This is a genomic window from Caulobacter sp. BK020 (assembly GCF_004342605.1).
Classification (GTDB): domain Bacteria; phylum Pseudomonadota; class Alphaproteobacteria; order Caulobacterales; family Caulobacteraceae; genus Caulobacter.
The window spans coordinates 152,186-177,500 of the sequence record NZ_SLZL01000008.1 but is presented as its reverse complement, the minus strand read 5'-3'; the positions used below and the strand labels follow the sequence as shown (position 1 = coordinate 177,500).

Genomic DNA, 25,315 nt, shown 5'->3' with positions numbered 1-25,315 from the left:
CGAATAAAAGGTACTCTAGGGATAACAGGCTGATTTTGCCCAAGAGTCCATATCGACGGCAAAGTTTGGCACCTCGATGTCGGCTCATCACATCCTGGGGCTGGAGCAGGTCCCAAGGGTTCGGCTGTTCGCCGATTAAAGTGGTACGTGAGCTGGGTTCAGAACGTCGTGAGACAGTTTGGTCCCTATCTGCCGTGGGTGTACGAGACTTGAGAGGATCTGTCCCTAGTACGAGAGGACCGGGATGGACACACCTCTGGTGGACCTGTCATGGCGCCAGCTGTGCAGCAGGGTAGCTAAGTGTGGAATAGATAACCGCTGAAAGCATCTAAGCGGGAAACTAACCTCAAAACAAGGTCTCGCTGAGAGCCGTGGTAGACCACCACGTTGATAGGCCAGGTGTGGAAGCGCCGCGAGGCGTGTAGCTTACTGGTACTAATAGCTCGATAGGCTTGATCGTTCTTCAGTCAAACCCATGACCGCTTTACACAGACATGCGATCTCTTCTTCACATACATGCTCAGCCCCTAAAAGGCTGACAGCATCCTTTTTGCTGACCTGGTGGCTATGCCGGGGGTTCCCCACCCGATCCCATTCCGAACTCGGTCGTTAAGTCCCCCAGGGCCAATGGTACTTCGTCTCAAGGCGCGGGAGAGTAGGTCGCCGCCAGGTCCGCTAAAAGGATGCCCAGCATCAAAGTCCAAGCCCTACCACACGATCAAACCACTACCCTCTTCGCCGCGGGGTGGAGCAGCCCGGTAGCTCGTCAGGCTCATAACCTGAAGGTCACAGGTTCAAATCCTGTCCCCGCACCCAAGACTTAAGGCCAAGCTTTCAGAGCGCCTGAGTGTGGCTTTTTAGCCACGTCCGGCGACGTTTCAGCCGCCATCGACCCGTGTCACGCGAAAATTTATCGCCCGGACCGGGCTCGGCTTGAGATTCTGCCATCAAACCCCGTAGCGCGTTCCTCGGATTTGCGTCATGAGAGCAGGATGGAAGACGCGGGTCGGCAACTGGCCCGCTGAATGAGGTTTTGAGGATAAGATGGCGAACGGTGTCGTTAAGTGGTTCAACCCGGCCAAGGGCTTTGGTTTCATTCAGCCCGAGGACGGCGGCCAGGACGTGTTCGTCCACATCGCCGCGGTTGAACGCTCGGGCCTGTCGGGCCTGAACGAAGGTGACCAGGTTTCCTACGAGCTGGAAGAAGATCGCCGCTCGGGCAAGACCTCGGCCGGCAATCTGCGCGTGACCGGCCAGGGCGCGGCTCCGTCGGCTCCGCGCCGTCCGGCCCGCGACTTCGGCGCTCCGCGCGGTGGCGGCTATGACGCTCCCCGGGGCGGCGGCTATGGTGGCGGCGGCACGGGCGAAGCCGGCACGGGCGTGGTGAAGTGGTTCAACAGCACCAAGGGCTTCGGCTTCATCCAGCCGGACAATGGCGGCGGCGACATCTTCGTGCACATCTCGGCCGTCGAACGCGCCGGCCTGCGCGGCCTGAACGAAGGCCAGCAAGTCGGCTACGAACTGGAACAGGACCGCCGCTCGGGCAAGACCTCGGCCGGCAACCTGCGCATCCTCTAAGGATCCGAGAAACCGGCCGGGCGCGGAGCGTCCGGTCGGCTCTTCGATCCCCGAATCAGGCCCCGCCGGAGCCTTTCCTCGTCGCTGAGACGGTGGAAGGGTTCCTGCGGGGCCTTTTCTTTGCCGCGTCGCCAGGCGGGAGGCGGCGATGCCGGCTTCAGATCAGCCGGTGCTCCCGCTCCGCCGCCGCCTGGTTCACCGCCAGGGCGGTGAGGTTGGCGATGCCCCGCGCCGTGACGCTGGGCGTCAGCACGTGCAGCGGCCGGCTCATGCCCAGCAGCAGCGGGCCGACCAGCAGGCCCTCGGTGGCGGCGCTGAGCAGGGTCAGCGAGATATTGGCGGCGTCCAGGGTCGGCATGACCAGAAGGTTGGCCGAGCCCTTCAGGGCGCTGTCGTGCACCAGCCGATCGCGCAGGGCCTGGGAGAGGGCCGCGTCGGCGTGCATTTCACCATCCACCTCGAGCTCGGGCGCGCGCTCGCGCACCAGGGTCAGGGCCTCGCGCATCTTGCGGGCGGTCGGCGAGTTCGACGCGCCGAAGCTGGAGTGCGACAGCAGGGCCGCCTTGGGCGTCAGGCCGAACCGGCGCACGGATTCGGCGGCCAGCAGCGTCATCTCGGCCACCTGCTCGGCGGTCGGGTCGACATTGACGTGGGTGTCGCAGAAGAACAGCGTGCCGTTGTCGATGATCAGCGCCGACAGGGCGTAGACCCGGCCGACGTTCTCGCGCTTGGGGATGATCGGCAGCACATAGGTCATGTGCTGCCACCAGTCGCCGGCCCCGCCCACCAGGGCGGCGTCGACATGGCCGGCCTGCAGCAGCATCGAGGCCGAAACCGTCCGGCGGTTGGTCACTCGACGTTCGGCGGCCAGGGGCGGTACGCCGCGACGGCTGACCAGGCCCTGGTAGCGCTCGACCAGCGGGGCGAACAGCGCCTTGTCGGCGGAGGGATCGAGGATCTCGACGCGGTTGTCGAAGTCCAGCCGCAGGCCCATCTCGGCGGCCTTGGCGGTGATGGTTTCGCGCTTGCCGATCAGCACGGGCTTGCAGAGGCCTTCGTCGACCACGGTCTGGACGGCGCGCAGCACGCGCTCGTCCTCGCCCTCGGCATAGGCGACGCGGACGCCGCCGGTCTCGGCGGCGGCCTTGGTCGCCTTGCGGGCCCGCTCGAACACCGGCCGCATCAGCTGGCCGGACCGGTAGACGAACAGCTCCAGCTCGGCGCGGTAGGCGTCGAAGTCGGCGATCGGTCGGGTGGCGACGCCGCTGTCCATGGCCGCCCGGGCCACGGCCGGAGCGATCTGCAGGATCAGCCGCGGGTCGAACGGCTTGGGGATGATGTACTGGCCGCCGAACATCGGGGCGACGCCGCCATAGGCGCTGGCCACCACCTCCGAAGCCTCGGCCCGGGCCAGCTCGGCGATGGCCTCGACGGCCGCCACCTTCATCGCCTCGTTGATCTCCAAGGCGCCGACGTCGAGCGCGCCGCGGAAGATGAACGGGAAGCACAGGACGTTGTTGACCTGGTTGGGATAGTCGCTGCGGCCGGTGGCCATGATGGCGTCGGGGCGCTGGGCGGCGACGATCTCGGGCAGGATCTCCGGCTCGGGATTGGCCATGGCCAGGATCAGCGGGCTGGGGGCCAGCAGCGGCAGCCACTCGGCCTTGAACACGCGGGGCGCGGACAGGCCCAGGAAGATGTCGGCGCCCGGCAGCACGTCGGGCAGCGACCGCGCGTCGGTCGGCCGGGCGTAGCGGGCCATGTTCTCGGGCATGTCGGGCTCGCGCCCGGCATGAACGACGCCCTTGATGTCGGTCAGGGTGACGTTCTCGACCGGCAGGCCCATCGACACCAGCAGGTCGACGCAGGCCAGGGCGGCCGCGCCGGCCCCCGAGGTGACCAGCTTGACGTCCTTGAGGGTCTTGCCCTGGACGACCAGGGCGTTGCGGACGGCGGCGGCGCAGACGATGGCGGTGCCGTGCTGGTCGTCGTGGAAGACCGGGATGTTCATCCGCTCGCGCAGCTTGCGCTCGATGACGAAGCATTCCGGGGCCTTGATGTCCTCCAGGTTGATGCCGCCGAAGGTGGGCTCCAGGGCGGCGACCACCTCGATGAAGCGGTCGGGATCCTCGGCGTCGACCTCGAGGTCGAACACGTCGATGCCGGCGAACTTCTTGAACAGGACCGCCTTGCCCTCCATCACCGGCTTGGACGCCAGCGGGCCGATATTGCCCAGGCCGAGCACCGCGGTGCCGTTGGAGATCACGGCCACCAGGTTGCCGCGGGCGGTGTAGTCGCGGGCCGTGTCCGGATCGGCGGCGATGGCTTCGCAGGGCGCGGCGACGCCGGGAGAATAGGCCAGGCCGAGGTCGCGCTGGGTGGCCATGCGCTTGGTGGCCTCGATCGCCAGCTTTCCGGGCCGCGGCAGACGGTGATAGTCCAGGGCGGCTTTACGGAAATCCTCGTCCATCGGTCGTTCCTCGGTGGCTGCGCAAGGTTGTCGGCGCGGATCGTCTGGTATGGGCCTCGGTGCGATCCGTCAGGGGCCTAGCTACCGGGGTTGGCGCGGCTTTTCCAACCTTACCCAGCGTCGGAGCGCGTTTTTTGAGGTTCGGGGCGCCGAGAGCGCGATCGCGGGTGGCCGTATAAGTAATAAAAGACTTATATACGCCCATTCGGCAGGCGCCCGTCGCTGCTCCGCGAGGCGGTTTGCGGCCAAGGGGGCGCCCACCGGTCTGGCGGCTGGACTTGCCGGGGCGGCGGTTCCAGCATCGCTGTAGGATGCTCCGTTTCGGGAGCAAGGGTTTAGACTGGGCGGGCGACGCCCGGCCACGGATTTGGAAACAGATGAGCGGCTTGACCACCCATATCCTCGACACCGCCGCCGGGCGACCGGCGGCCGGGGTGGCCGTGCGGGTCTCGAGCCGGCGCGACGGCGTCGTCGCGCGACTGGGCGAGATCCGCACCGACGCCGACGGCCGGGCCCGGCTGGTCGAGGGCGAGGCTCTGACCGTTGGCGGGTATCGGCTGGAGTTCGCCGTGGGCGACTATTTCAAGGCGTCGGGCGCGGCCCTCTCCGATCCGCCGTTCCTGGACGTGGTGGTGATCGATTTCGCCGTCGCCGATCCGGCCCAGCACCACCACGTGCCGCTGCTGGTCTCGCCGTTCGGCTATTCCACCTATCGGGGCAGCTGAGATGGACGCGGTGCGCTTCCTGCTGAACGGCGAGGTGGTCGAGGCCCGGAGCGTCGATCCGACGCGGACGCTGCTGGAGCACCTGCGCGGCGACCTGCGGCGCACCGGGACCAAGGAAGGCTGCGCCGAGGGCGACTGCGGGTCGTGCACCGTGCTGGTCGGCGAACTGGACGGGCAGGGCGGCACGGCCTGGCGGGCGGTCAACAGCTGCATCCAGTTCGTGCCGATGGTGGACGGCAAGGCGGTGATCACCGTCGAGGGGTTGGGCCAGGCGACGCCGCATCCAGTGCAGGCGGCCATGGTCGAGCACCACGGCTCGCAATGCGGCTTCTGCACGCCGGGCATCGTCATGTCGCTGTACGGCCGGGCGGTGGCGGCGAAGGGGGGCGACGGGCCGATCGACGAGGTGCTGGCCGGCAACCTGTGCCGCTGCACCGGCTATGGCCCGATCATCGCGGCGGCGCAGGCGATCACGCCCGAGGCCGCGCCGGACGTGGCCGACACGCTGATGGACCTGCGACGTGACGAGGCCTTGAGCCTGGACTATGTCGACCCGATCGCCGGGGTGACCCGCCGCTGGTTCGCGCCGCTGGACGCCGATGAACTGGCCCGGACCTATGAAGCGCATCAGGACGCCGTGATCGTGGCCGGCGCCACCGACATCGGCCTGTGGGTGACCAAGCTGCGCAAGCCGCTGGGGACGCTGATCGATATCGGCCGGGTGGACGCGCTCAAGGCGATCACCCGCGAAGACGGCTGGCTGCGGATCGGGGCGGGCGTGCGCTATGTCGACGCCCTGGATACGCTCAGCGAGCTCTATCCCGACCTCGGCGCCATGATGCGGCGGTTGGGCTCGACCCAGGTGCGCAACAGCGGCACGATCGGCGGCAACATCGCCAATGGCTCGCCGATCGGCGACATGCCGCCGGCCCTGATCGCCCTGGGCGCGGAGCTGGTCCTGCGCAAGGGCGATGCCCGCCGGACCATTCCGTTGGAGGACTTCTTCGTCGCCTATGGCCGACAGGATCGCGCGCCCGGCGAGTTCGTCGAGGCGGTGCGCGTGCCGACCGGCCTGGGCGGGGCGATGTTCAAGGTCTTCAAGCTGTCCAAGCGCTTCGACCAGGACATCTCGGCGGTGTGCGGGGCGTTCAACATCACGATCGTGGACGAGGTGGTGACCGCCGCCCGCGTCGCCTATGGCGGCATGGCCGGCACGCCCAAGCGCGCCGTCGGCTGCGAGGCCGCCCTGGTCGGCCAGCTCTGGAACCGCACGACGATCCATGCGGCTGTCGAGGCCTTGGCCGGCGACTTCACGCCATTGAGCGACGCCCGCGCCTCGGCCGCCTACCGGACCCTGACGGCGGGCAACATGCTGCGCAAGGTGTTCATCGAGTCGGCTCGACCGGATCTCGAGACCCGCGTGCCGGAGGCGGCCCCCCACGCGCCGGAGGCGGCCAATGCCTGATTCCGGCGCCAAGCTGGTCGAACCGGTCGTCTTCCAGGGCGTCCACGCCGCGCTGCCGCACGACAGCGCCCTGCGCCACGTCAGCGGCACGGCGCTCTATGTGGACGACATTCCGGAACCGCCGGGCATGCTTCATGTCCATCTGGGCATGAGCACCCGGGCCCACGCCCGGATCGTCTCGATGGACCTGTCGGCCGTGCGGGCCTCGCCCGGGGTGGTGGCGGTGCTGACGGCCAGGGACATTCCCGGCGAGAACGACGTCAGCCCGGTGATCCACGACGACCGGCTGTTCGCCGACGGCGAGGTGATCTGCGTCGGCCAGAGCCTGTTCGCGGTGGCCGCCACCTCGATCGCCGCCGCCCGCGCCGCCGCCGCCAAGGCCGTGGTGGAGTACGAGGACCTGCCGGCCGCGATCACCATCGCCCAGGCCCGCGAGGCCGAGCTGAAGATCGAAGCCAGCCAGCGCATGGCGCGCGGCGACGCGGCCGCCGCTCTGGCCGCCTCGCCCCGGCGGCTGCAGGGAACCATGGCCATCGGCGGCCAGGACCACTTCTATCTCGAGGGCCAGGTGGCCCTGGCCACGCCGCGCGAGGGCGGCGATGTCCACGTCTGGTCGTCGACCCAGCATCCCAGCGAGGTGCAGCACCTGATCGCCCGCGTGCTGGCCGTGCCGCACACCGCGGTGACCGTCGAGGTCCGCCGGATGGGCGGGGGGTTCGGCGGCAAGGAGACGCAGGCCTCGCTGTTCGCCGCCGCCGCGGCCCTGGTGGCGGTCAAGACCGGCCGTCCGGCCAAGGCCCGTCCCGACCGCGACGAGGACATGGTCATGACCGGCAAGCGGCATGACTTCGAGATCGCCTATGACGTCGGTTTTGACGACGAAGGCCGGCTGACGGGTCTGGCGCTGGAGCTGGCCTCGCGCTGCGGCGCGACCACCGACCTGTCGCTGGCCATCAACGACCGGGCGATGTTCCACGCCGACAACTGCTACTACCTGCCGGCCGTCGAGATCGTCTCGCACCGTTTCAAGACCCACACGGTGTCGAACACCGCCTTCCGGGGCTTTGGCGGGCCGCAGGGCATGGCGGCGATCGAGCGGGTGATGGACGCCGTCGCCCAGGCCACGGGCCTGGACCCGCTAGAGGTGCGCCGGCGCAACCTCTATGGCGGCGAGGGACGGAACCTCACGCCCTACCACCAGACCGTCGAGGACAATGTCGCGCCGCAGCTGCTGGCCGAGCTGGCGGCGTCCTGCGACTACAAGGCCCGTCAGCGCCAGATCGACGCCTACAACGCCCGCAGTCCGGTGATCAAGAAGGGCCTGGCCCTGACGCCGGTGAAGTTCGGCATCTCGTTCACCACCACCCACCTGAACCAGGCCGGGGCCCTGATCCACCTCTATGCCGACGGTTCGATCCTGCTGAACCACGGCGGGACCGAGATGGGGCAGGGGCTGTTCGTCAAGGTGGCCCAGATCGTCGCCGAGGCGTTCAAGGTCGGGGTCGACCGGGTGAAGGTGACCTCGACCATCACCGACAAGGTGCCCAACACCTCGGCCACGGCGGCGTCATCGGGCACGGACCTGAACGGCATGGCGGCGTTGAACGCGGCTAACGCCATCAAGGGGCGACTGGTCGAATTCGCGGCGAAGAAATGGGGCTGCGACGCGGCCGAGGTCGAGTTCACGCCGCAAGGTCTGCGGGCCGGGAGCGAGCTGGTCCCGTTCGAGACGCTGTGCCGCCAGGCCCATCTGGCCCGGGTGTCGCTGTCGTCCACCGGCTTCTACGCCACGCCGAAGATCCACTACGACCGCGCCACCCACACCGGCCGCCCGTTCTACTATTTCGCCTATGGCGCGGCCTGCAGCGAGGTGCTGATCGACACCCTGACCGGCGAGATGAAGGTCGTCCGCGCCGACATCCTGCACGACGCCGGCCGCTCGATTAATCCGGCCATCGACCTGGGCCAGATCGAGGGCGGCTTCATCCAGGGCATGGGCTGGCTGACGACCGAGGAGCTGGTGTTCGGCGCCGACGGCCGCCTGCTGACCCACGCCCCCTCGACCTACAAGATCCCCACCTGCGGCGACCGGCCGGCGGTGCTGAACGTGGCGCTGTGGGAGCCGGGCCGCAATGTGGAGGAGACGGTGCACCGCTCCAAGGCCGTGGGCGAGCCGCCGTTGATGCTGGCCCTGTCGGTGTTGTCGGCGGTCAACCGCGCCGTGGCCGCGGTGGCTGACCACAAGGTGTTCCCCAACCTGGACGCGCCGGCGACGCCGGAACGGATCCTGATGGCGGTCGAGGACGTGAAGCGGAGGGCCTCATGCTAACCCTCTCCCAGAGGGAGAGGGAGGGGCCCGCGCTCGAAGAGCGTGGGAGGGTGAGGGATTACACCCTCGCCGATTTCACGCCCGGCCGGCACGCCGTCGAACGTTTTACCCCCTCACCCTCCCACGCTTCGCGCGGGCCCCTCCCTCTCCCCATGGGAGAGGGCGCATGAGCAACTGGGCTCGTTCCGCGCTGGCGCAACTCGCCCTCGGCGAAACCGTCGCCCTGGTCACCATCCTGGCCGTCGAGGGCTCGGCCCCGCGCGAGGCCGGGACCAAGATGGTGGTGTGGGCGGGGGGGCAGGCCGGCACCATCGGCGGGGGCAATCTGGAGCACCAGGCGGCCGAGCAGGCGCGGAAGATGCTGCTGACCTCGGTGCACTTCGCCCTGCAGGACTATCCGTTGGGCCCCTTGCTGGCCCAGTGCTGCGGCGGTCGGGTGCGGCTGCTGATCGAGCGCCTGGACGGGACCGCCGTCGACTGGCTGACCGACGCGGCGCGCAGGCTGGACGCCGACCAGCCGTTCGAGGTCCGCACGCGCTTCAATCCCGGCGCCCTGACCAAGACCGTCGCCCCGGTCGCGGCCTCGAACCCGGACAGCGCGACGATCACCCTGGCGGGCGCGCCGGCGACCACGCGGAGCGCCCGGCCGACGCTGGGCGACGTGCTGATCGAGCCGCAGGACCTGCCGCGCCCGCCGGTGCTGCTGTTCGGGGCCGGCCATGTCGGCCAGGCCGTGGCGCGGGCGCTGGAGCCGCTGCCGTTCCGCCTGGCCTGGTACGACACCCGGCCGGAGACCGCCGAGATCGCCGGCGTCACGGTGGGTGCGCCCGCCGAGCTGGCGGCCGCGGCCATGGGCGCCGGGCCGGACGCCTACATCCTTGTCATGACCCACGACCATAATCTGGACTACGCCCTGACCTCGGCGGCCCTGGCCGGCGGGGCGTTCGGCTATCTGGGCCTGATCGGGTCGGACACCAAAAGGGCCCGGTTCCTCAGCCGGCTGCGCAAGGACGGCTTCCATGATGGGACCACGGCCCGCGTAACCTGCCCGATCGGCCTGCCGCACCTGAAGAACAAGGCCCCCGAGGTGATCGCCGTCTCGGTGGTCGCCGACCTGTTGATGCGGCTTGAGGCCGCCCGCCGCGAACGGACGAAGGATCTCCAGCTTGCAAGCCTATAGGGCGTCGATCCTCCACCTGGAGGCCGACCCGAGCATCACCGATGGCGAGGCGCACGCCTTCCACGAGGACGGCCTGCTGCTGGTCGAGGACGGCCGCGTCGTGGCCTGCGGCGACCACGCCAAGCTGGCCGACGAGCTGGGCGACGCGCCGGTGGAGGACCTGAGCGGCAAGCTGATCGTCCCCGGCTTCGTCGACACCCACATCCACTTCCCGCAGGTCGACGTCATCGCCGCCCATGGCGAGCAGCTGCTGGACTGGCTGGAGCGCCACACCTTTCCCGCCGAGGCCGCCTTCGCCGACAGGGGGCATGCCGAGGAGACGGCCGAGTTCTTCGTCGAGGAGCTGCTGCGCAACGGCACGACCAGCGCCCTGGTGTTCGGCTCGGTGCACAAGGCCTCGGTGGAGGCGCTGTTCGCCGCCGCCCTGGAGCGCGACATGCGGATCATCGCCGGCAAGTCGCTGATGGACCGCAACGCTCCGCCCGGCCTGACCGACACGGTGGAGAGCAGCCGGGCTGACATGCAAAGCCTGATCGCCGACTGGCACGGCAAGGGCCGGCTGGGCTATGCGGTCACCCCGCGCTTCGCCATCAGCTGCAGCGACGAACAACTGGCCATGGCCGGCCAGGTGCTGGCCGAGCATCCGACGGTGTGGATGCAGACCCACCTGTCGGAGAACATCCGCGAGATCGTCGACACCGCCAAACTGTTCCCGGACGCCAGGGACTATCTGGACGTCTATGAGCGCTTCGGCCTGGTCGGGGAGCGCTCGGTCTTCGCGCACTGCGTTCACCTTCAGGGGGACGCTTTCCAGCGTCTCGCTCAGGCAGGGGCGTCGGTCGCCTTCTGCCCGACCTCGAACCTGTTCCTGGGCTCGGGCCTGTTTCCGCTGGAGACCGCCTGCGCCCACGGCGTGAAGGTCGGGATTGGCACGGACGTGGGGGCGGGGACGACCTTCTCGATCCTCCACACCCTGGGCGAGGCCTACAAGGTGGGCCAGCTGCGCGGCGAGGCGCTGGATCCGTTCCACGCCCTCTATCTGGCGACCCTGGGCGGGGCCCGGGCGCTGGGGCTGGAGGACGAGATCGGCAGCCTGGAGGCGGGCAAGATCGCCGACTTCCTGGTCCTGGACCTGGCCGCCACGCCGCTGCTGGCCCGGCGAATGCCGGCCGCGAAGTCGCTGGAGGACCGGCTGTTCGCCCTGACCGTGCTGGGGGACGACCGGGTCGTCGAGCGGACCTATGTGGCCGGGGTGGAGCGGTATCGACGGTAGGGCTCAGGGTCTTGCCCCCACCTGACGGCTTCGCCGCCTGTCCGCCCCCATAGGGGGCGGAGCCTCAAGTGCTGGCGCTCTTCCCCCTACGGGGGAAGACGATCGCGAAGCGATCGGTAGGGGGCAAGCGGTCGCCTTCTACGCCCCCATCGTCTCCGCATATAGCTTCAACAACCCCTCGGCCTTCACCCCGACCGTGACCGCCTGGATCGGCTGATCGTCCCAGGCCGACGGGCCGAACAGTTCGCCCTCGACCTTCTGGCAGGTCTGGCCCAGGGCGATGCCGTCGGTGATCACCCGGATCGAACCGCGCCGCACCTCGAACAGCGACGGATCGACCACGTAGGCCACGGCCGCGGCGTCGTGCACGCAGCAGCCGACGATGCCGTCGCGGCCGCCATAGAACGCCGCATAGGGCTTGGAGATGGCGTTGAGGAAGGCCCCGGCCGGACCGGCCTTGGCCTCCAGCGCGTCCATATAGGCCGGGGTCATCACCACCTGGGTGGTGACGTCCAGGCTGACGGCGGTGACCGGCCAGGGCGCGGTGAACACCAGGTCGGCGGCTTCCGGGTCGTTCCAGATATTGGCCTCGGCCACGGGGGTGACGTTGCCGGGCTTGCCGGCGACGCCGAACGCGCCGCCCATGATCACCACGGCCTTCAGCAGGTTGGCGACCTCCGGATCGGCCCGCAGCGCCAGGGCCAGGTTGGTCAGCGGGCCGACCGCGACCAGGGTGATCTCGCCGGGGTGGGCGCGCGCCAGGTCGATGATCGCCTGATGAGCCGGCTTGGCCTCGGGCTGGGCGGGCTTGAGGCCGGTCAGCTCGACGTCGCCCAGGCCGTTCTCGCCGTGCACGAAGGTGGGCGAGGGGTTGCGCGGCCGGGTCAGCGGCTTGTCGGTTCCCTTGAAGACCGGGGCCTTCAGGCCGAAGCGGTCCTTCAGGTAGAGGGCGTTGCGGGTGGTGGTGTCGATGTCGGCGTTGCCGAACACGGTGGTCACCGCCAGCAGATCGAGCGCGGGGCTGGCCTCGATGAACAGCAGCGCCATGGCGTCGTCGATGCCGGGATCGGTGTCGAAGATGATTTTATTCGTCATTCGAAGGGCTTAACTCATCGTGGGGCGAAGGGGGAGACCCCTCAAACGAACCATGCTCCCGGCGCGAACCGGGAGCATGGCTGGACGATGGCAATCCTTCGGCTTCCGCCCGGCCGAGCCGGGCGGCTCTTCGGATTACCGCTTGGCGCTGATCGAGATGCCGACGATCCGAGGCTCGTTGACGAAACCGGTCAGGTTGTTGAAGTCGATCGCGCCGCGCAGGTTCACCTCGTTGGTGATGTTGCGGGCGAACGCGGCGATCTCGTAGGCGCCGTCGCGCTTGGCGTAGCCGAGCTTCAGGCCGCCCTCGAAGTCGCCCTTCGAGTAGAACTCCTTGCTCTGGTAGAGGAAGACGTTGGTGTAGCCCTGGCGGAACCAGTCAGTGTAGGCGAACAGTTCGCCGTCGCCGATCGGATAGCTGTAGCGGGCCGTGAAGTTCAGCACGTACTTCGGCGCGTTCGGGAACGGGTTGCCGTTGACCAGGGCCTGGCCCGAGGCGTTCAGCGGGTCGGTGACCGTGCACTGGGCGCACACCGCCACGGCCAGATCCTTGTCCTTGATCTTGGTGTGGTTGTAGCTGTAGCCGGCGGTCAGCAGCAGGTTCTCGGTGACCTTGAACTCGCCGTCGAACTCGACGCCGTAGGCTTCGCCCTTGTCGGCGTTGATCAGCAGGGTGCCGTTGCTGGCGCCGCCGATGGCGCTGAACTGCGGGTTCTTTTCCTCGTAGGTAAAGGCCGCGCCGTTGAAGCGGATGCGGCGGTCCAGCAGTTCGCTCTTGAAGCCGACTTCGTACGACTGGATCGTTTCCGACTTGGCCACCGAGGCGGGGCTGAAGAACACGATGTCGCGGCCCTGGATGGTCGGGCCGCGGAAGCCGTGGGCGGCGCGGGCGTACAGGCTGAAATCGTCGGTCACGTCATAGAACGCCGACAGGTCCCACGAGACCTTGCTGTCCGACACCGACACTTCCGGCGCGGTCGAGCCGACGACGGTCATGGTCTTCTTGTCGTCGGTGTAGCGGGCGCCGCCGGTCAGCTTCAGCTTGTCGTTGACCTGGTAGGCGACCTGGCCGAAGCCAGCCCAGGCGGTGTTCTTGTGGTTCAGCGTCGCCTTGTTGAAGCCGGCGTCGGTGGTCACCAGGAAGTCGGACTTGAAATAGTAGCCGCCGACCTGCCAGCTGAACGGGCCCTCGGTGTCCGAGGCCAGGCGCAGTTCCTGGGTGTACTGGTCCAGGTCGTCGATGCCGTCCTTGGTGTCGGAGTCGAACGGGATGAAGCCCGGGCCGACGCCGGCCACGCCGCCGTCGATGTCGCCGCGGCTGTAGCCGTTGGTGGTCTCGTAGGCGCTGATCGAGGTCAGGGTCACGCCGCCGAAGTCGTAGTCGACCTTAATCGACTCGCCGTTGCCGTCGTACTTCTGCGGGTTGTTGGCCCCGCCATTGTAGAAGACGGCGTCGCGGTCGAAGTTGCCGTTGATCTTGTTGCTGCCCTTGGTGAGGATGTTGGCGCGGAAGATCGCGGCCGTGCCGTCCAGGGTGCGGTTGTGGGCGTTCAGCAGGACGCTGAGGTTCTCGGCCGGGGTCCACAGCAACTGGCCGCGGATGGCGTACTCGTCATAGCCGCCCATCGCGTCCTTCACATGGGTGAAGGTGTTGTCGATATAGTTGTCGCGGTGCTGGCCCAGGATGGCGATGCGGCCGGCCAGCTTGCCTTCCACCAGCGGACCGCCGACGCCGCCTTCGGCCGTCCACGAGCCGTACGAGCCGTAGGTCACCGTGCCGTTGGCCTTGAAGACCTGGCTCGGCTTGACGCTGTCGAACTTGACGATGCCGGCGGTGGTGTTGCGGCCGAACAGCGTGCCCTGCGGGCCGCGCAGCACTTCAACCTGCTCGACGTCGAACACCGGCGTGCTCTTCAGCACGACGTTTTCCATGACCACGTCGTCCATGATCACCGAGACCGGCTGCGAGGCGGCCAGGTCGAAGTCGGTGTTGCCCAGGCCGCGGATATAGAACCGCGGGGCGGCGCGGCCGTTGGAGCTTTCGACGAACAGGCCAGGCACGCGGCTGGACAGGGCCAGAACGTCCTCGCCGCCGGCGAACAGGGCGTCCAGCTTTTCGCCGCCCATGGTGGCGACCGAGACCGGCACTTCCTGGATGTTTTCCGAGCGCTTCTGGGCGGTGACGATCACGTCGTCCAGGGTGACGGCGCCGGTGTCCTGGGCGAAGGCGGGCGCGGCGGCGCCGACGGCCAGGATCAGGGCGGTGAGGGCGGCGCCGCGATGGAGGCGGCTGCGCAGCGGGTTGGCGGTGGTCATTGAGGTATCCCCTTCATGCGCCGGCGGCCCGACGCTTGAGGTTGCAATGCACAATGACGGAGGCGAATCCAAAGGTTTGATGACGCCCTGAATGTGGTTCGGTGAGGTTTTTGTCCTGGATGTCACTATTTGACCACGCCGCGACAGGACTGCCCAAAAGCAGATCATAAGTCATAGATTTATTACTTGTGATCATCGGATTCGGCGCTCGACCGCTTACGGAGCAAGGCGTTGATCGACGCCGTCCTGGAGAAGTGAGACGTGGGCCGCGACGATTTTCCAGCCCTCTTCGGTCCGGATCCAGGCTTGGCTCTGGCGTCCGGTGCGTTTTGCCCCTTCGCGCAGGAACTCGACATTGGCGACGGCGAAATCCCGCCCAAAGGTGGTGATTTCCGTCCTCAGGCGCGACCTCTGCGGCGAGCCGCCCGAGCGGCCGATTCGAAAGGCCGCGATCGCCTCGAAACCGTAGAGGTTCTCGGCCACGCCGTAGCGCACGGTTTGCGGCGCATCGCGGAAGAAGCCGTCCAGCGCCTCGACGTCGTTGGTCATCAGCGCCGTCTCGTAGGCGTCAACGGCGGCGGTCACCTCGGCCAGGACGTCGGGGTCGTTGACGGGGGTCATTGCGCGGGCTCCGGTGGACGATGGGCGGCTGCGACGCCGGCCTGTTCCAGGCGCAGGGCGGCGGCCAGGGCCAGGTCCTCGCGCCAGGCTGGGGCGATGATCTGCACGCCGGCCGGCAGCTCGCCGGGGCGGTTGACGGGGGCGGCCACCACCGGCAGGCCGATGAAGCTGATCGGCTGGGTGTAGGCGCCGAGGTTCTTGCGGACCGAGACCGGCTGTCCGTCCATCTCCATGGTCGCCTGGCCGATGCCCGGCGCGGGGCAGACCGAGGCCGGGGCCAGCAGCACGTCGAAGTCCTCGAACACCCGGCGCATGGCGTCGCGGAACACCGGGCGATAGCGGTGCGCGGCCTCGGCGACCGCGTCGGGCGCCAGGGCGCCGGCCAGCAGGCGGTCGCGGACGGCGGGGTCGTAGTCGAGCGGCCGCGCTTTCAGGTCGGGCCAGTGCAGGTGGGCGGCCTCGATCGGCGTCAGGCAGAAGGCGGCGGCGCGGGCTTGTTCGGCGCCCGGCAGTTCGACGCCGCGGCGAGCCTGCAGGGCGTCGGCGACGATCTCCAGCGCCTCCAGCACCTCGGGAAAGGCGCCTTGCGCGAACCAGCCGCCCAGCACGCCGACGCGAAGGGGCGCGTCGGCGATCGCTTGCAGGCGGAGGGCGACCGGTTCGGCGGGCCGACGGCAGAGGGGGTCCAGCGGATCGGCCCCCTGCATCAGGTCGTAGGCGAGGGTCAGGTCGGCGACCGAGCGGGCGAAGGGCCCGACATGGTCCAGGCTCTCGACAAAGGGAAAGGCGCCCTGGCGCGACAGGCGGCCCAGGGTGGGCTTCAGGCCGAACACGCCGCACAGGCTGGCGGGGATGCGGATCGAGCCGTTGGTGTCCGAGCCCAGGGTCAGGGGGACAAGACCGCCGCTGACCGCCGCGGCCGAACCGCCGGACGAGCCGCCGGCGATGCGGGCCAGGTCGTGCGGGTTGCGGGTCGGGCCGTCGTGGGCGTTCTCGGTGACGAAGCCGTAGGCGAACTCGTCCATGTTCAGCGCCCCGACCAGCACCGCCCCGGCGGCGGTCAGGCGGCGGACGGCGGTGGCGTCGTGGGCGGCTGGCGGCGCGTCGCGGCGGATCTTCGAGCCGGCGATCGTTGTCTGGCCTGCGACGTCGAACAGGTTCTTCACGGCGAACGGAACCCCGGCCAGCGGCCCGACGGGACGGCCGGCGGCGAGGTCGGCGTCGATCGCCTCGGCCTGGGCCAGGGCCCGTTCGGCGAAGACGGCGGTGTAGGCGTTGAAGCGGTCGTTCCGCGCCCTGGCCAGGGCGGCCTGGACCTCGGCGCGGGCGGTGGTCCGGCCTTCGCGGATGTCGGCGGCCGCGGCCTGGGCCGAGCGGAAGTCGGCCGAGGGGACGGCGACGCTCATGGTTCGAAGGCCGCGGGCGGAGCCGTGTCGTCCAGATCGGCGGCGAAGAGCGCGGCCTGGCGGCGCAGGAGGGCCAGGTTCTCGACCACCCCGGCCCGGGTCTCTGGCGGCAGGGCCAGGCCCAGGGCCTGGGCGCGCGCGTCCGCATAGGCGGCGACCGTCGCGTCGTCGAGGGCCAGGAAGGCGGCGAGCGCCGGATCGGTCGCCATGCGGGCAAGCTCCACAAGTAAGAAAAATATTCATAGCTGGGATGGTCGGTCGCCGCCAGCCGTACAGCAAGCCGAACCCGCCGACGCCCAGGTCCGCGCCATCCTTGCCGCCGGGCTGCCTTCGGGATGGGCGCCGGCGCGCCTGGTCGCGCCGCGCGGGGATAGACGCTAGGGCGAAGCGGCCGCCGCGCGCCAACTGGGTCGCAGGTAATAGAGGACTTACTTCATGCGGCATCACCTGGCCTCGACCCCGGACACCGTGCGCTTCGGGATCTTCGACGCCGCCTTCGATCCGGTGCTGACGGTCGCGCCGGGCGACACGGTGGTGATCGACTGCGTGTCGGGGGGACCCGAGGTGATGCCGGCGTCGGACTCCGGCCTGGTGATTCCGCCGGTGCTGCAAGCGATCCACGACGCCAAGCTGGAGCGCATCGGCCCGCACATCCTGACCGGGCCGGTGGCGATCGAAGGCGCTGAACCCGGCGACACGCTGGAAGTGCGGATCGAGGCCATCGAGCCCAACAATACTTGGGGCTATTGCGCCGTCCGGCCGCTGGCGGGGACCCTGCCGGACGAGTTTCCCGAGCGCTATGTCAGCCATATCGCCGTCGACGCCGCGGCCGGAACCTGCAAGCCGGCCTGGGGTCCGACTCTGCCGCTGCGCCCGTTCTTCGGCACCACCGGCGTCGCCCCGCCGCCACGCTACGGGCGCCTGTCCAGCCGCGAACCGCGCGAGCACGGCGGCAATATGGACTGCAAGGAACTGGTCGCCGGCTCGACCCTGTTCCTGCCGGTCTGGGTTCCGGGCGCGAACTTCAGCGCCGGCGACGGCCATGGCCGCCAGGGCGACGGCGAGGTCTGCGTCAACGCGCTGGAGATGGGCCTGACCGGGACCTTCACCTTCGTCCTGCACAAGGCCGCCGACGTGGGAGTCCGCGCCTGGCCGAGCGCCGAAAGCCCGACCCATCACCTGACCTTCGGCTTCAATGAGGACCTGGACCTGGCGATGAAGCAGGCGCTGCGCGGCATGATCGACCTGATCGTCGCGCGGTCTTCACTGACCCGCGTGCAGGCCTATCAGTTCTGCTCCCTGGCCGTGGATTTCCGCGTGACCCAGACGGTCAACGGCGAGAAGGGCGTGCATGGAATGCTGGAGAAGGGGGTGTTGTTTTAGGGCGACAGTTCAGTCACTTGCCCCCACCTGACCGCTTCGCGGTCTGTCCGCCCCATAGGGGGCGGAGCTCTTCCCCCTCTGGGGGAAGGCGATCGCGAAGCGGTCCGCAGGGGGCAAGTGATCGCCGCCGCCTACTTCCGCAGATACCCTTCCAGCAGCTCCAGCGCATGGGCCAGTCGGGCCCGTCGCCATTCCGGCTTGTTCATGTCGGTGTCCAGCGTCACCGATAGCGAATAGCCGTTGGCCAGGTGGAAGCGGCTCATGGCCGCGATGGTCACGTAGATCTGGGCCCAGTCCAGGTTGTCGCGGAAGATTCCCTGCTTCTGGCCGCTCTCGATCAGCCGCTCGATGGTGCGGCGCAGGGGAAAGGCGGTCTCGGTGACCTTGCGAGACTGGGCGACGAACTTGCCCTGCAGCAGGTTCTCGTTGCGCAGCAGGCCGTCGATGCGCGGGTTCTTCTCGAAATAGTCGGAGGTGAAGCGCTGCAGGGCCAGGAAGCCCTCCAGCGGCCGGTCGAAGTCGATCTCCAGCTCGGCCTCGCGACCGCGCAGGTCCTCGTAGGCGGCCTCCAGCACCGCCAGGTACAGGCCCTTCTTGTCGCCGAAATAGTGGTAGAGCATGCGGATGTTGCACTTGGCGGCCTTGACGATCTTCTCGATCCGCGCGCCGGCGTAGCCCGCCTGGGAGAACTCGCGCAGCGCCGCGCTCAGGATCGCCTTGCGCGTCCGCTCGGCGTTGCGCTTGCGCGGCGCCGGAGCGGCGTCGTCGGTCGGTTCGGCCGAAGGCGTCTCTGCCAAGGTGGTCACTGCGTCTTTGCTCCCGCCTCGATCCAGGCGCCCAGCTGGGCGCGCTCGGCATCGGTAATGTGAGTCTCGTTGCCGAGGGGCATGCTGGTCGTCTCGACCGCGCGCTCGCGGATCTTGCCGGCGTAGCGCGCCATGCCCGCCGGGGTGTCGAAGGCCGCGCCGTTGGGCGGGGCGGTGAAGCCCTTGTGGGTCGGCGTGGCCGAATGGCACATCACGCAGTGCTTCTGGACGATGGCCTGGGCGACGGGGAAGGGCACGTCGGAAACCGTCTCGGGCGTCTTGGGCTTGAGGCTGGCGATCATGCTGACGGCGAAGATCAGGAAGGCCCCCAGGATCAGGAAGTCGGGCTTGAGCGTCCCGTGGTGGCGCAGGATGAAGAAGTAGCGGATCGACACCCCGCCGGCGCTGATCAGGGCCAGCAGCAGCCAGGCCAGGTGATGGCCCGTGACCGCCGGATAGTGGTTGCTGATCATGATGAAGATGACCGGCAGGGTCATGTGGGTGTTGTGCACCGAGCGCTGCTTGCCCATCGCGCCCAGGCGCGGATCGACCGGGCGGCCGGCCAGCATGTCGGCGACGATCCTGCGCTGGTTGGGGATGATCACCAGGAACACGTTGCCGACCATGCACGTGCCGATGATCGCGCCGACATGGATGAAGGCGCCGCGGTCGCTGAAGAGATGAGTCAGGGCCCAGGCCGCCGCTGTCAGGGTCAGGAACCAGACGACGCCGAACAGGCGCGGTCTCGCGCCCAGCGGCGAGCGGCACAGGCCCTCATAGACCAGCAGCCCGCCGACGATGAAGGCCAGGCCCGTGGCGATCGCGCCGGCCTGGCTGAAGGCGTGCTTCCCCGCATCGATCAGATAGACAGGCGCGCCGACGTAATAGAGCACGATCAGCAGGGCGAAGCCCGACAGCCAGGTGGTGTAGGCCTCCCATTTGAACCAGTGCAGGTGGTCGGGCATGTGGGCCGGAGCCGTCATGTATTTCTGCGAATGGTAGAAGCCGCCGCCGTGCACGGCCCACAACTCGCCCTTGACGCCGTCCTTCTCGGGAACGGGCGGGCGCAGGTTGTTGTCCAGCCAGACGAAGTAGAACGAGGCGCCGATCCAGGCGACGCCGGCGATCACGTGCAGCCAGCGCAGGGCCAGGTTCAGCCAGGTCGTGACGTCATAGTCCATGTCAGCCGGTCACCGCGTCTTGCAGTCGAAGTTTCGAGATCAGGCCGATCTGCCGGATCGCCTCGGCGATCTCGTCGGCGCGTTCGTTGACCAGCCGCGCCTGCATGGCGGCCAGGATCGCGGTCTTGTCGTTCAGCCGCACGGCGATGATGAACGGAAAGCCGAAGCGCTCGCGATAGGCGGCGTTCAGGGCGTGGAAGCGCTCGAACTCTTCCGGGGTCAGCCGGTCAAGGCCGGCGCTGGCCTGTTCGGCGTTGCTCTCGGCGGTCAGAGTCTTGGCGATCGCCGCCTTGCTCGCCAGCTCGGGGTGGGCGCGGATCAGGGCCAGGCGCTCGTCCTCGGGCGCGGCTTCCAGCACTGCCATGGTGGCGGCGTGCAGGGCCTCGACGCTGTCGAACGGCGCGGCGTCGTAGGCGCGCTTGACGACCCAGGGCGACAGCTCGAAGGCGAAGCCCAGGGTGGTGGCGAAACCGGTGCGGTTCATCCGGTTCAGGTCGGCCAGGGTCAGGGGCGGGGCGCTCATCTGGCGGATGCCTTGTAGGGGTGGGTCGCGATCCAGTGCCGGGCGATGTCGATGCGTCGGGCGACCCAGACCTTGTCGTGGCGCGTGACGTGTTCCAGAAAGCGGCGTAGGGCCATGATCCGGCCGGGCTTGCCGACGATCCGGCAGTGCAGGCCGACGCTCATCATCTTCGGGACGGTCTCGCCCTCATGATACAGGGCGTCGAAGGCGTCGCGCAGATAGGCGAAGAACTGGTCGCCGCTGTTGAAGCCCTGGGGCGCGGCGAAGCGCATGTCGTTGGCGTCCAGCGTGTAGGGCACGATCAGCTGTGGCCGGCCATGCTGGTCGTCCCAGTAGGGCAGGTCGTCGGCGTAGCTGTCGGCGTCGTAGACGAAGCCGCCTTCCTCGGCGACCAGGCGGGCGGTGTTGGGGCTGGTGCGGCCCTGGTACCAGCCCAGCGGCCGTTCGCCGGTCAGGGCCTCGTGGATCTCGATGGCCTGGGCGATGTGCTCGCGCTCGACCGCCTCGGGCAAGTGCTGGTAGTCGATCCAGCGATAGCCGTGGGTGGCGATCTCCCAGCCGGACTTCAGCATGGCCTCGACGGCGTCAGGATGGCGGGCCATGGCCTGGGCCACGCCGAAGACGGTCAGCGGCAGGCCGAACCCCTCGAACAATCGCCGGATCCGCCAGAAGCCGGCCCGCGAGCCGTATTCGTAGAGGCTCTCCATCGACATATGGCGCGCGTCGGGGATCGGCTGGGCCCCGACCATCTCCGACAGGAAGTGCTCGGCCTGGCCGTCGCCGTGCAGGACCGAGCGCTCTGCGCCCTCCTCGTAGTTGAGCACGAACTGCACGGCGACCCGGGCGCCGTTCGGCCATTGGGCGTAGGGCGGGTGTTCGCCATAGCCGATGAGGTCGCGGGGATAGGTCATGCGGCGGCCTCGCTTCGCGACGCGCGCAGGCTCCGCCCCCTATGGGGGCGGACAGACCGCGAAGCGCTCAGGTGGGGGCAAGTTGGCGAGCCGCGGTAGCGAACACTTGCCCCCACCGCGCCTTCGGCGCTCCTCCCCCATAGGGGGAAGAGCGCTCGCGTGATGGTCGCGCTCATGCGAACACCCCCAGCGCCGCGTCTACTCCGGCCCCGGCCGTGAAGCTGTAGCCCTCGCCGCGCAGCACCGCCTCCAGCGCCGCCAGCGTGGTCAGCACCGCATGCTTGCGGGCGTTGACCCCCATCGCCCCGATTCGCCAGACCTTGCCCGCCAGCGGCCCGAAGGCGGCGCCGATCTCGATCTCGAAGTCGGTGCGCATGCGGGCTTTCACCCGGTCGTAATCGACGCCGGCCGGCGCGATCACGGCGGTGACGTTGGTCATCTTGTGGGCCTTGTCGCCGTAGACGGTCAGGCCCATGGCCTCGACCCCGGCCACCACCGCCGCCCCGGCCTGGGCGTGGCGGGCGAAGCGGGCCTCAAGCCCTTCCTCCAGCACCACCCGGGCGCATTCGCGGGCCGCGTACAGCATCGAGGCGGCTTCGGTGTGGTGGTTCAGGCGCTTGTCGGACCAGTAGTCCATGATCATCGCCAGGTCGAAATAGTTGGAGGCGATGCGGCGGCCGTTGCCAGCGACCGTCCCCGCCGTGGCGATGCCGGCCTCGACATGCTTGCGGCCGGCGATGTGCTCGGCGGCGCGGTCGGAGATCGTGATCGGGCCCGAGCCGGACGGACCGCCCAGGCACTTCTGCAGGCCGCCGGTAACGATGTCGGCCTGCCAGGCGTCGACCGGAACCGACATGCCGCCGATGGTGGCGGTGGCGTCGACATAGAGCAGCGCGTCGTAACGCCGGCAGATCTCGCCGATCGCCGCGATCGGCTGGGCCATGGTGGTGGAGGTGTCGCCGTGCACGCAGGCCACCAGCCGCGGCCGCACGCGCCTGACCGCGTCCTCAACGGCCTGCGGATCGACCACCGTTCCCCAGTCGCCGTCGACCAGGGTGACCTTGGCGTCGCAGCGCTGGGCGATCTCCGACAGCAGCAGGCCGAAGCGCCCGGCGTTGACCACCACCACGTCGTCGCCCGGCGCCAGCACCGAGACCAGCGCCGCCTCGATGGCTGCGCGCGACGTGCCGTCGATCAGGAAGGTCCAGCGGTTCTCCGTCTGGAACACCTGGCGGTACAGGGCCATGGTCTCGTTCATGTAGCCGGTGAATTCCGGGTCGAACTGGCCGAGAAGCTGCACCGACATGGCCCGCAGCACGCGCGGATGCACGTTGATCGGGCCAGGACCCATCAGCAGGCGGGCGGGATGGTCGAGTTCGCCGAAGGTCTGGGTCATGCGGTGGTCTTGAGTCCGGTTAGCGCCGTGCGTCCTTCGAGGCTCGCCTGCGGCTCGCACCTCAGGATGAGGAATTCAGTTGCAACAAGGCTCCTCATCCTGAGGCGCCGCGAAGCGGCCTCGAAGGACGCATGGAGCCAAGGTTCTGCGCCAGCTGCTCGACGAACCCCAGCATCGCCTCGGCGGCCAGGGCGCAGTCGGCCTCGGTCACGGCCTCGCGCGGATTGTGGCTGATCCCGCCCTCGCAGCGGATGAACAGCATGGCGGTGGGGCAGAGATCGGCGACGACCATGGCGTCGTGGCCGGCCCCGCTGGGCAGGCGGCCGGGGGGCTGGCCCGTGGCGGCGACGGCGTCTTCCAGCAGGGCTGTCAGGCCGGGATCGCAGGGGCTGGCGGCCAGGTCCTGCATCAGGGCGACCGACGCCTCCAGCCCTCGGCGCGCGGCGATGGCCTCGATCTCGGCGGTGACGGCGGCCACGGCGGCATCGCGCGTGGCGGCGGTCTCGGCCCGGACGTCCATCGAATATTCGACCGCGCCGGGAATGACATTGAAGGCGCCAGGCAGGGCGGTGATCCGGCCGACGGTGCCGACCAAGCCGTCTGCTCCCTCAGAGCAGATCCGCTCCAGGGCCAGGATCGCCTCGGCGGCGGCCGGGCCGGGATCCTTGCGCAGGGACATCGGCGTGGTGCCGGCGTGTCCGGCCACGCCGGTGAACCGCACCATCAGCCGCTTCTGGGCGGCGATGGCGGTGACCACGCCCAGGGCCAGGCCCTCGGCCTCCAGCACCGGGCCCTGCTCGATGTGCGCTTCCAGAAACGCGAACACCTCGCCGGGCTTGCGCGCGGCCTCTTCCAGCCGGGTCGGATCCAGGCCGAACGCCGCGAAGGCTTCGGCCAACGAAACGCCGTCGGCGTCGGTCATCTCCATGACGCTGGGGCTGGCCGTGCCGGCCACGGCGCGGCTGCAGGTCATCGAGGCGGGGAAGCGCGAGCCCTCCTCGTCGCCGAACGCGATCACCTCGACCGCGAAGGGCAGGCGGCGGCCGGCGCGGGCCAGGACCTCGACCACGTCGATCCCCAGCATCACGCCCAGCGCGCCGTCGTAGCGCCCGCCGTTGCGGACGCTGTCGATGTGCGAGCCGATCAGCAAAGCCGGGGCGCCAGGCGGCTCGCCCTCGTAGCGCCCGACCAGGTTGCCGGCGGGATCGCGGCGGGCCGTCATGCCCGCCTGTTTCATCCAGAAGGCCAGGGTCTTGAGCGCCTCGTCATGGGCCGGCGTGAGGAACCGGCGCACCAGCATGTCGTCGGCCTCGCTGTAGGGCGCCGCGCCCATCAGGTCGCAACGGGCCTTGGCCCGCGCGCCAGGCTTGAAGTCGCCGCTCTCGAAGGCCTCCGCCACCCTGTCGGGCTCCCCTTTGCCGTCCACGCCATCCGTGACATGCTGGCCTAGCATCGGCGAGGCGCAAAGCCCGCGATGATCGGCGGCGCGGAACAGCTTCCCGCGCACATGCCTCGACAAGCGCCACCTCCACGAACCGGCGCCTGAAGCTAAGTCATAAATCACTTACTTGGCGAAGGACAGGCTTGGCGCCTCGGCCTTGGCGAAAGCCTATCGGCGGATGAGGACTTTGTAACTTGCCCACGACGCCGCGCCATGGCCGGCTGTGCGGTGAATGGAAGGGCAAGATGCGTGCATGGGCCGGGCTTTGCGTGCTGCTGGTCTTATGGGGTTCGCCGGCGGGAGCGCGGACGCCGGAGACCGCGGCCAGCTCCGCTCAATGCTTGACCTATCAGCGCGGCGACGGCGGCAGCCCGGTGATCGAGGCCTTCGTCGAGGGGCGGGGGAAGCCGCATGGGCCGTTTTTCCTGGTCCTGGACACCGCCGCCAGCGGCACGACCCTGGACGAGCGGACGATCCAGGATCTGGGCTTGCAACGCGACGTCCAGACCGAGACCGCCCAGGGCATGGGCGGGTCAAGGGATGTTCGCCTGTTTCGCGTTCCGTCTCTCCGAGCCGGCCCGCGGGTTCTGCGCGATTTCACCGTCGTCGAGATTCCGGCGCCGGCGTTCGCCAGTCATCCGGTCGTCGGGTTGGCCGGCGTGGATCTGTTCGGCTCGACGCTGGCGGCCTGGAACGGAGAGGACGGCTGCGTGACGATCTCGAGCGGCGGCGCGGCCCCGGCTGGACGCGGGTGGCGTCGGATCGACGTCCGCTGGGTGAGGCCCTGGAAGATCATGCTGCCGGTCCGGATCGGTGGGGTGCGGGGATGGGGCTTGCTGGATACAGGCTCGCAGCACACCGTCCTGAACCCCGCCTTCGCCCGGCGCCTGGGCTTGACCGAGGGGGCTGGCCGTTTGGACGACGGCGGCGCGCTGGAGGGCGTGGACGGGCGCTCCTTGCCCCTGTCGCGGGCGGAGATCGGCCCGGTTCGCGTCGGGCTGTGGCGCTGGAAGCGCCGCGTCCTGAGGGTTGGCGACCTGCCGGTGTTCGAGCGTCTGGGCGACCCGGCCACGCCGCTGGCCGTGATCGGAAGCGACTGGCTGGCTGGGCGGTCCTTCGCCGTAGACTACGGCGGCGAGCGCGTCTGGCAGCGTTCCTCCGGGGAACGCCGGAAATCCCCTCGATCAGGTCGGGACGGCGTCCAGCAGTAAGCGGT

20 protein-coding genes, 1 tRNA gene, 2 rRNA genes and 2 pseudogenes (1 of these 25 only partly in view) are annotated in these 25,315 nt (G+C 69.0%); 13 read left to right on the top strand and 12 right to left on the bottom strand.

Going from position 1 to position 25,315, the window contains the following annotated elements; all coding sequences use genetic code 11:
- From EV278_RS12180 to EV278_RS24400, 5 genes and pseudogenes are all read left to right on the top strand, one after another.
- A 23S ribosomal RNA gene (locus tag EV278_RS12180) occupies positions 1-460 on the top strand; it begins 2,327 nt to the left of the window's first position.
- A 97-nt stretch (positions 461-557) separates the two neighbouring features.
- Positions 558-672, top strand: a 5S ribosomal RNA gene (rrf, locus tag EV278_RS12175).
- A 67-nt stretch (positions 673-739) separates the two neighbouring features.
- Positions 740-816: transfer RNA gene (locus tag EV278_RS12170), tRNA-Met, on the top strand.
- 228 nt (positions 817-1,044) lie between these two features.
- Positions 1,045-1,248: pseudogene (locus EV278_RS24405) on the top strand (cold-shock protein); the annotation flags it as partial.
- 132 nt (positions 1,249-1,380) lie between these two features.
- Positions 1,381-1,578 (top strand): cold-shock protein, encoded by a 198-nt coding sequence (locus EV278_RS24400; RefSeq protein ID WP_026171987.1) that lies wholly within the window; start codon positions 1,381-1,383, stop codon positions 1,576-1,578.
- A 157-nt stretch (positions 1,579-1,735) separates the two neighbouring features.
- Here EV278_RS24400 and EV278_RS12160 read toward each other — a convergent pair whose 3' ends face one another.
- Complete coding sequence (locus tag EV278_RS12160; RefSeq protein WP_132091396.1) at positions 1,736-4,048, bottom strand: NADP-dependent malic enzyme; 2,313 nt, start codon at positions 4,046-4,048, stop codon at positions 1,736-1,738.
- Positions 4,049-4,425: 377 nt separating this feature from the next.
- Between EV278_RS12160 and uraH the strand changes: the two genes are divergently transcribed.
- The 5 genes from uraH to guaD all read left to right on the top strand — a co-directional run bounded on the left by uraH (position 4,426) and on the right by guaD (position 11,020).
- Positions 4,426-4,773: a hydroxyisourate hydrolase gene (uraH, locus tag EV278_RS12155; RefSeq protein ID WP_132091393.1), complete on the top strand. Its 348-nt coding sequence runs from the start codon at positions 4,426-4,428 to the stop codon at positions 4,771-4,773.
- Position 4,774: 1 nt separating this feature from the next.
- Positions 4,775-6,238, top strand: coding sequence for a xanthine dehydrogenase small subunit (gene xdhA, locus EV278_RS12150; RefSeq protein ID WP_132091390.1), 1,464 nt, complete (start codon positions 4,775-4,777; stop codon positions 6,236-6,238).
- Entirely contained in the window at positions 6,231-8,567 is a 2,337-nt protein-coding gene (gene xdhB / locus EV278_RS12145) for a xanthine dehydrogenase molybdopterin binding subunit (protein ID WP_132091387.1), read from the top strand. The genes xdhA and xdhB overlap by 8 nt, the downstream gene beginning before the upstream one ends.
- Before the next feature lie 166 nt (positions 8,568-8,733).
- A complete protein-coding gene (gene xdhC / locus EV278_RS12140; RefSeq protein ID WP_132091384.1) occupies positions 8,734-9,747 on the top strand; it encodes a xanthine dehydrogenase accessory protein XdhC in 1,014 nt (337 codons plus the stop codon).
- On the top strand, positions 9,734-11,020 hold the full coding sequence (gene guaD, locus EV278_RS12135) for a guanine deaminase (RefSeq protein ID WP_132091382.1): 1,287 nt from the start codon (positions 9,734-9,736) through the stop codon (positions 11,018-11,020). Before xdhC ends, guaD begins: the two co-directional genes overlap by 14 nt.
- 138 nt (positions 11,021-11,158) lie before the next feature.
- Here the strand turns inward: guaD and EV278_RS12130 are convergent, their stop codons facing one another.
- The 5 genes from EV278_RS12130 to EV278_RS12110 all read right to left on the bottom strand — a co-directional run bounded on the left by EV278_RS12130 (position 11,159) and on the right by EV278_RS12110 (position 16,667).
- On the bottom strand, positions 11,159-12,115 hold the full coding sequence (locus EV278_RS12130; RefSeq protein WP_132091379.1) for a nucleoside hydrolase: 957 nt from the start codon (positions 12,113-12,115) through the stop codon (positions 11,159-11,161).
- A 135-nt stretch (positions 12,116-12,250) separates the two neighbouring features.
- Positions 12,251-14,431 (bottom strand): TonB-dependent receptor, encoded by a 2,181-nt coding sequence (locus EV278_RS12125; RefSeq protein WP_132091377.1) that lies wholly within the window; start codon positions 14,429-14,431, stop codon positions 12,251-12,253.
- Between the two features lie 216 nt (positions 14,432-14,647).
- Entirely contained in the window at positions 14,648-15,052 is a 405-nt protein-coding gene (hpxZ, locus tag EV278_RS12120; protein WP_132091375.1) for an oxalurate catabolism protein HpxZ, read from the bottom strand.
- A complete protein-coding gene (locus EV278_RS12115) occupies positions 15,049-16,458 on the bottom strand; it encodes an AtzE family amidohydrolase (protein WP_132091372.1) in 1,410 nt (469 codons plus the stop codon). The genes hpxZ and EV278_RS12115 overlap by 4 nt, the downstream gene beginning before the upstream one ends.
- Positions 16,455-16,667, bottom strand: coding sequence for an AtzG-like protein (locus tag EV278_RS12110; protein WP_132091370.1), 213 nt, complete (start codon positions 16,665-16,667; stop codon positions 16,455-16,457). The genes EV278_RS12115 and EV278_RS12110 overlap by 4 nt, the downstream gene beginning before the upstream one ends.
- Positions 16,668-16,893: 226 nt before the next feature.
- On the opposite strand from EV278_RS12110, the gene EV278_RS12105 reads away from it, so the two are divergent.
- The gene (locus tag EV278_RS12105) at positions 16,894-17,841 is read left to right on the top strand and encodes an acetamidase/formamidase family protein (protein ID WP_132091367.1); all 948 of its coding nucleotides are present in this window, start codon (positions 16,894-16,896) and stop codon (positions 17,839-17,841) included.
- A gap of 131 nt (positions 17,842-17,972) precedes the next feature.
- Here the strand turns inward: EV278_RS12105 and EV278_RS12100 are convergent, their stop codons facing one another.
- The 5 genes from EV278_RS12100 to EV278_RS12080 all read right to left on the bottom strand — a co-directional run bounded on the left by EV278_RS12100 (position 17,973) and on the right by EV278_RS12080 (position 22,718).
- Positions 17,973-18,647, bottom strand: coding sequence for a TetR/AcrR family transcriptional regulator (locus EV278_RS12100; RefSeq protein ID WP_132091365.1), 675 nt, complete (start codon positions 18,645-18,647; stop codon positions 17,973-17,975).
- Positions 18,644-19,828 carry a urate hydroxylase PuuD gene (locus EV278_RS12095; protein ID WP_132091362.1) on the bottom strand — a complete coding sequence of 395 codons (1,185 nt, stop codon included), beginning with the start codon at positions 19,826-19,828 and terminating at the stop codon, positions 18,644-18,646. The genes EV278_RS12100 and EV278_RS12095 overlap by 4 nt, the downstream gene beginning before the upstream one ends.
- A 1-nt stretch (position 19,829) precedes the next feature.
- Positions 19,830-20,351, bottom strand: a complete 522-nt coding sequence (gene uraD, locus EV278_RS12090) for a 2-oxo-4-hydroxy-4-carboxy-5-ureidoimidazoline decarboxylase (protein WP_132091359.1) — start codon at positions 20,349-20,351, stop codon at positions 19,830-19,832.
- Positions 20,348-21,262, bottom strand: coding sequence for an allantoinase PuuE (puuE, locus tag EV278_RS12085; protein WP_132091356.1), 915 nt, complete (start codon positions 21,260-21,262; stop codon positions 20,348-20,350). The genes uraD and puuE overlap by 4 nt, the downstream gene beginning before the upstream one ends.
- A 172-nt stretch (positions 21,263-21,434) precedes the next feature.
- Entirely contained in the window at positions 21,435-22,718 is a 1,284-nt protein-coding gene (locus EV278_RS12080; RefSeq protein WP_165916624.1) for an alanine--glyoxylate aminotransferase family protein, read from the bottom strand.
- On the opposite strand from EV278_RS12080, the pseudogene EV278_RS24395 reads away from it, so the two are divergent.
- Positions 22,706-22,768 (top strand): annotated as a pseudogene (locus EV278_RS24395) (hypothetical protein); the annotation flags it as partial. The gene EV278_RS12080 and the pseudogene EV278_RS24395 overlap by 13 nt on opposite strands.
- Here EV278_RS24395 and EV278_RS12075 read toward each other — a convergent pair.
- Positions 22,753-24,057, bottom strand: a complete 1,305-nt coding sequence (locus EV278_RS12075; protein ID WP_132091565.1) for an allantoate amidohydrolase — start codon at positions 24,055-24,057, stop codon at positions 22,753-22,755. The pseudogene EV278_RS24395 and the gene EV278_RS12075 sit on opposite strands and share 16 nt — an antisense overlap.
- 287 nt (positions 24,058-24,344) lie before the next feature.
- On the opposite strand from EV278_RS12075, the gene EV278_RS12070 reads away from it, so the two are divergent.
- Entirely contained in the window at positions 24,345-25,310 is a 966-nt protein-coding gene (locus EV278_RS12070) for a retroviral-like aspartic protease family protein (RefSeq protein WP_132091353.1), read from the top strand.
- Positions 25,311-25,315 lie beyond the last annotated feature (5 nt).

What these genes read in the sequence shown, in the direction of transcription:
- EV278_RS12115 (WP_132091372.1), bottom strand. Translation starts at nt 16,458, where the DNA reads ATGAGCGTCGCCGTCCCCTCGGCCGACTTCCGCTCGGCCCAGGCCGCG.
- EV278_RS12070 (WP_132091353.1), top strand. Translation starts at nt 24,345, where the DNA reads ATGCGTGCATGGGCCGGGCTTTGCGTGCTGCTGGTCTTATGGGGTTCG.
- xdhB (WP_132091387.1), top strand. Translation starts at nt 6,231, where the DNA reads ATGCCTGATTCCGGCGCCAAGCTGGTCGAACCGGTCGTCTTCCAGGGC.
- xdhC (WP_132091384.1), top strand. Translation starts at nt 8,734, where the DNA reads ATGAGCAACTGGGCTCGTTCCGCGCTGGCGCAACTCGCCCTCGGCGAA.
- EV278_RS12130 (WP_132091379.1), bottom strand. Translation starts at nt 12,115, where the DNA reads ATGACGAATAAAATCATCTTCGACACCGATCCCGGCATCGACGACGCC.
- puuE (WP_132091356.1), bottom strand. Translation starts at nt 21,262, where the DNA reads ATGACCTATCCCCGCGACCTCATCGGCTATGGCGAACACCCGCCCTAC.
- uraD (WP_132091359.1), bottom strand. Translation starts at nt 20,351, where the DNA reads ATGAGCGCCCCGCCCCTGACCCTGGCCGACCTGAACCGGATGAACCGC.
- EV278_RS12160 (WP_132091396.1), bottom strand. Translation starts at nt 4,048, where the DNA reads ATGGACGAGGATTTCCGTAAAGCCGCCCTGGACTATCACCGTCTGCCG.
- uraH (WP_132091393.1), top strand. Translation starts at nt 4,426, where the DNA reads ATGAGCGGCTTGACCACCCATATCCTCGACACCGCCGCCGGGCGACCG.
- xdhA (WP_132091390.1), top strand. Translation starts at nt 4,775, where the DNA reads ATGGACGCGGTGCGCTTCCTGCTGAACGGCGAGGTGGTCGAGGCCCGG.
- EV278_RS12125 (WP_132091377.1), bottom strand. Translation starts at nt 14,431, where the DNA reads ATGACCACCGCCAACCCGCTGCGCAGCCGCCTCCATCGCGGCGCCGCC.
- EV278_RS12095 (WP_132091362.1), bottom strand. Translation starts at nt 19,828, where the DNA reads ATGGACTATGACGTCACGACCTGGCTGAACCTGGCCCTGCGCTGGCTG.
- hpxZ (WP_132091375.1), bottom strand. Translation starts at nt 15,052, where the DNA reads ATGACCCCCGTCAACGACCCCGACGTCCTGGCCGAGGTGACCGCCGCC.
- EV278_RS12105 (WP_132091367.1), top strand. Translation starts at nt 16,894, where the DNA reads ATGCGGCATCACCTGGCCTCGACCCCGGACACCGTGCGCTTCGGGATC.
- EV278_RS12110 (WP_132091370.1), bottom strand. Translation starts at nt 16,667, where the DNA reads ATGGCGACCGATCCGGCGCTCGCCGCCTTCCTGGCCCTCGACGACGCG.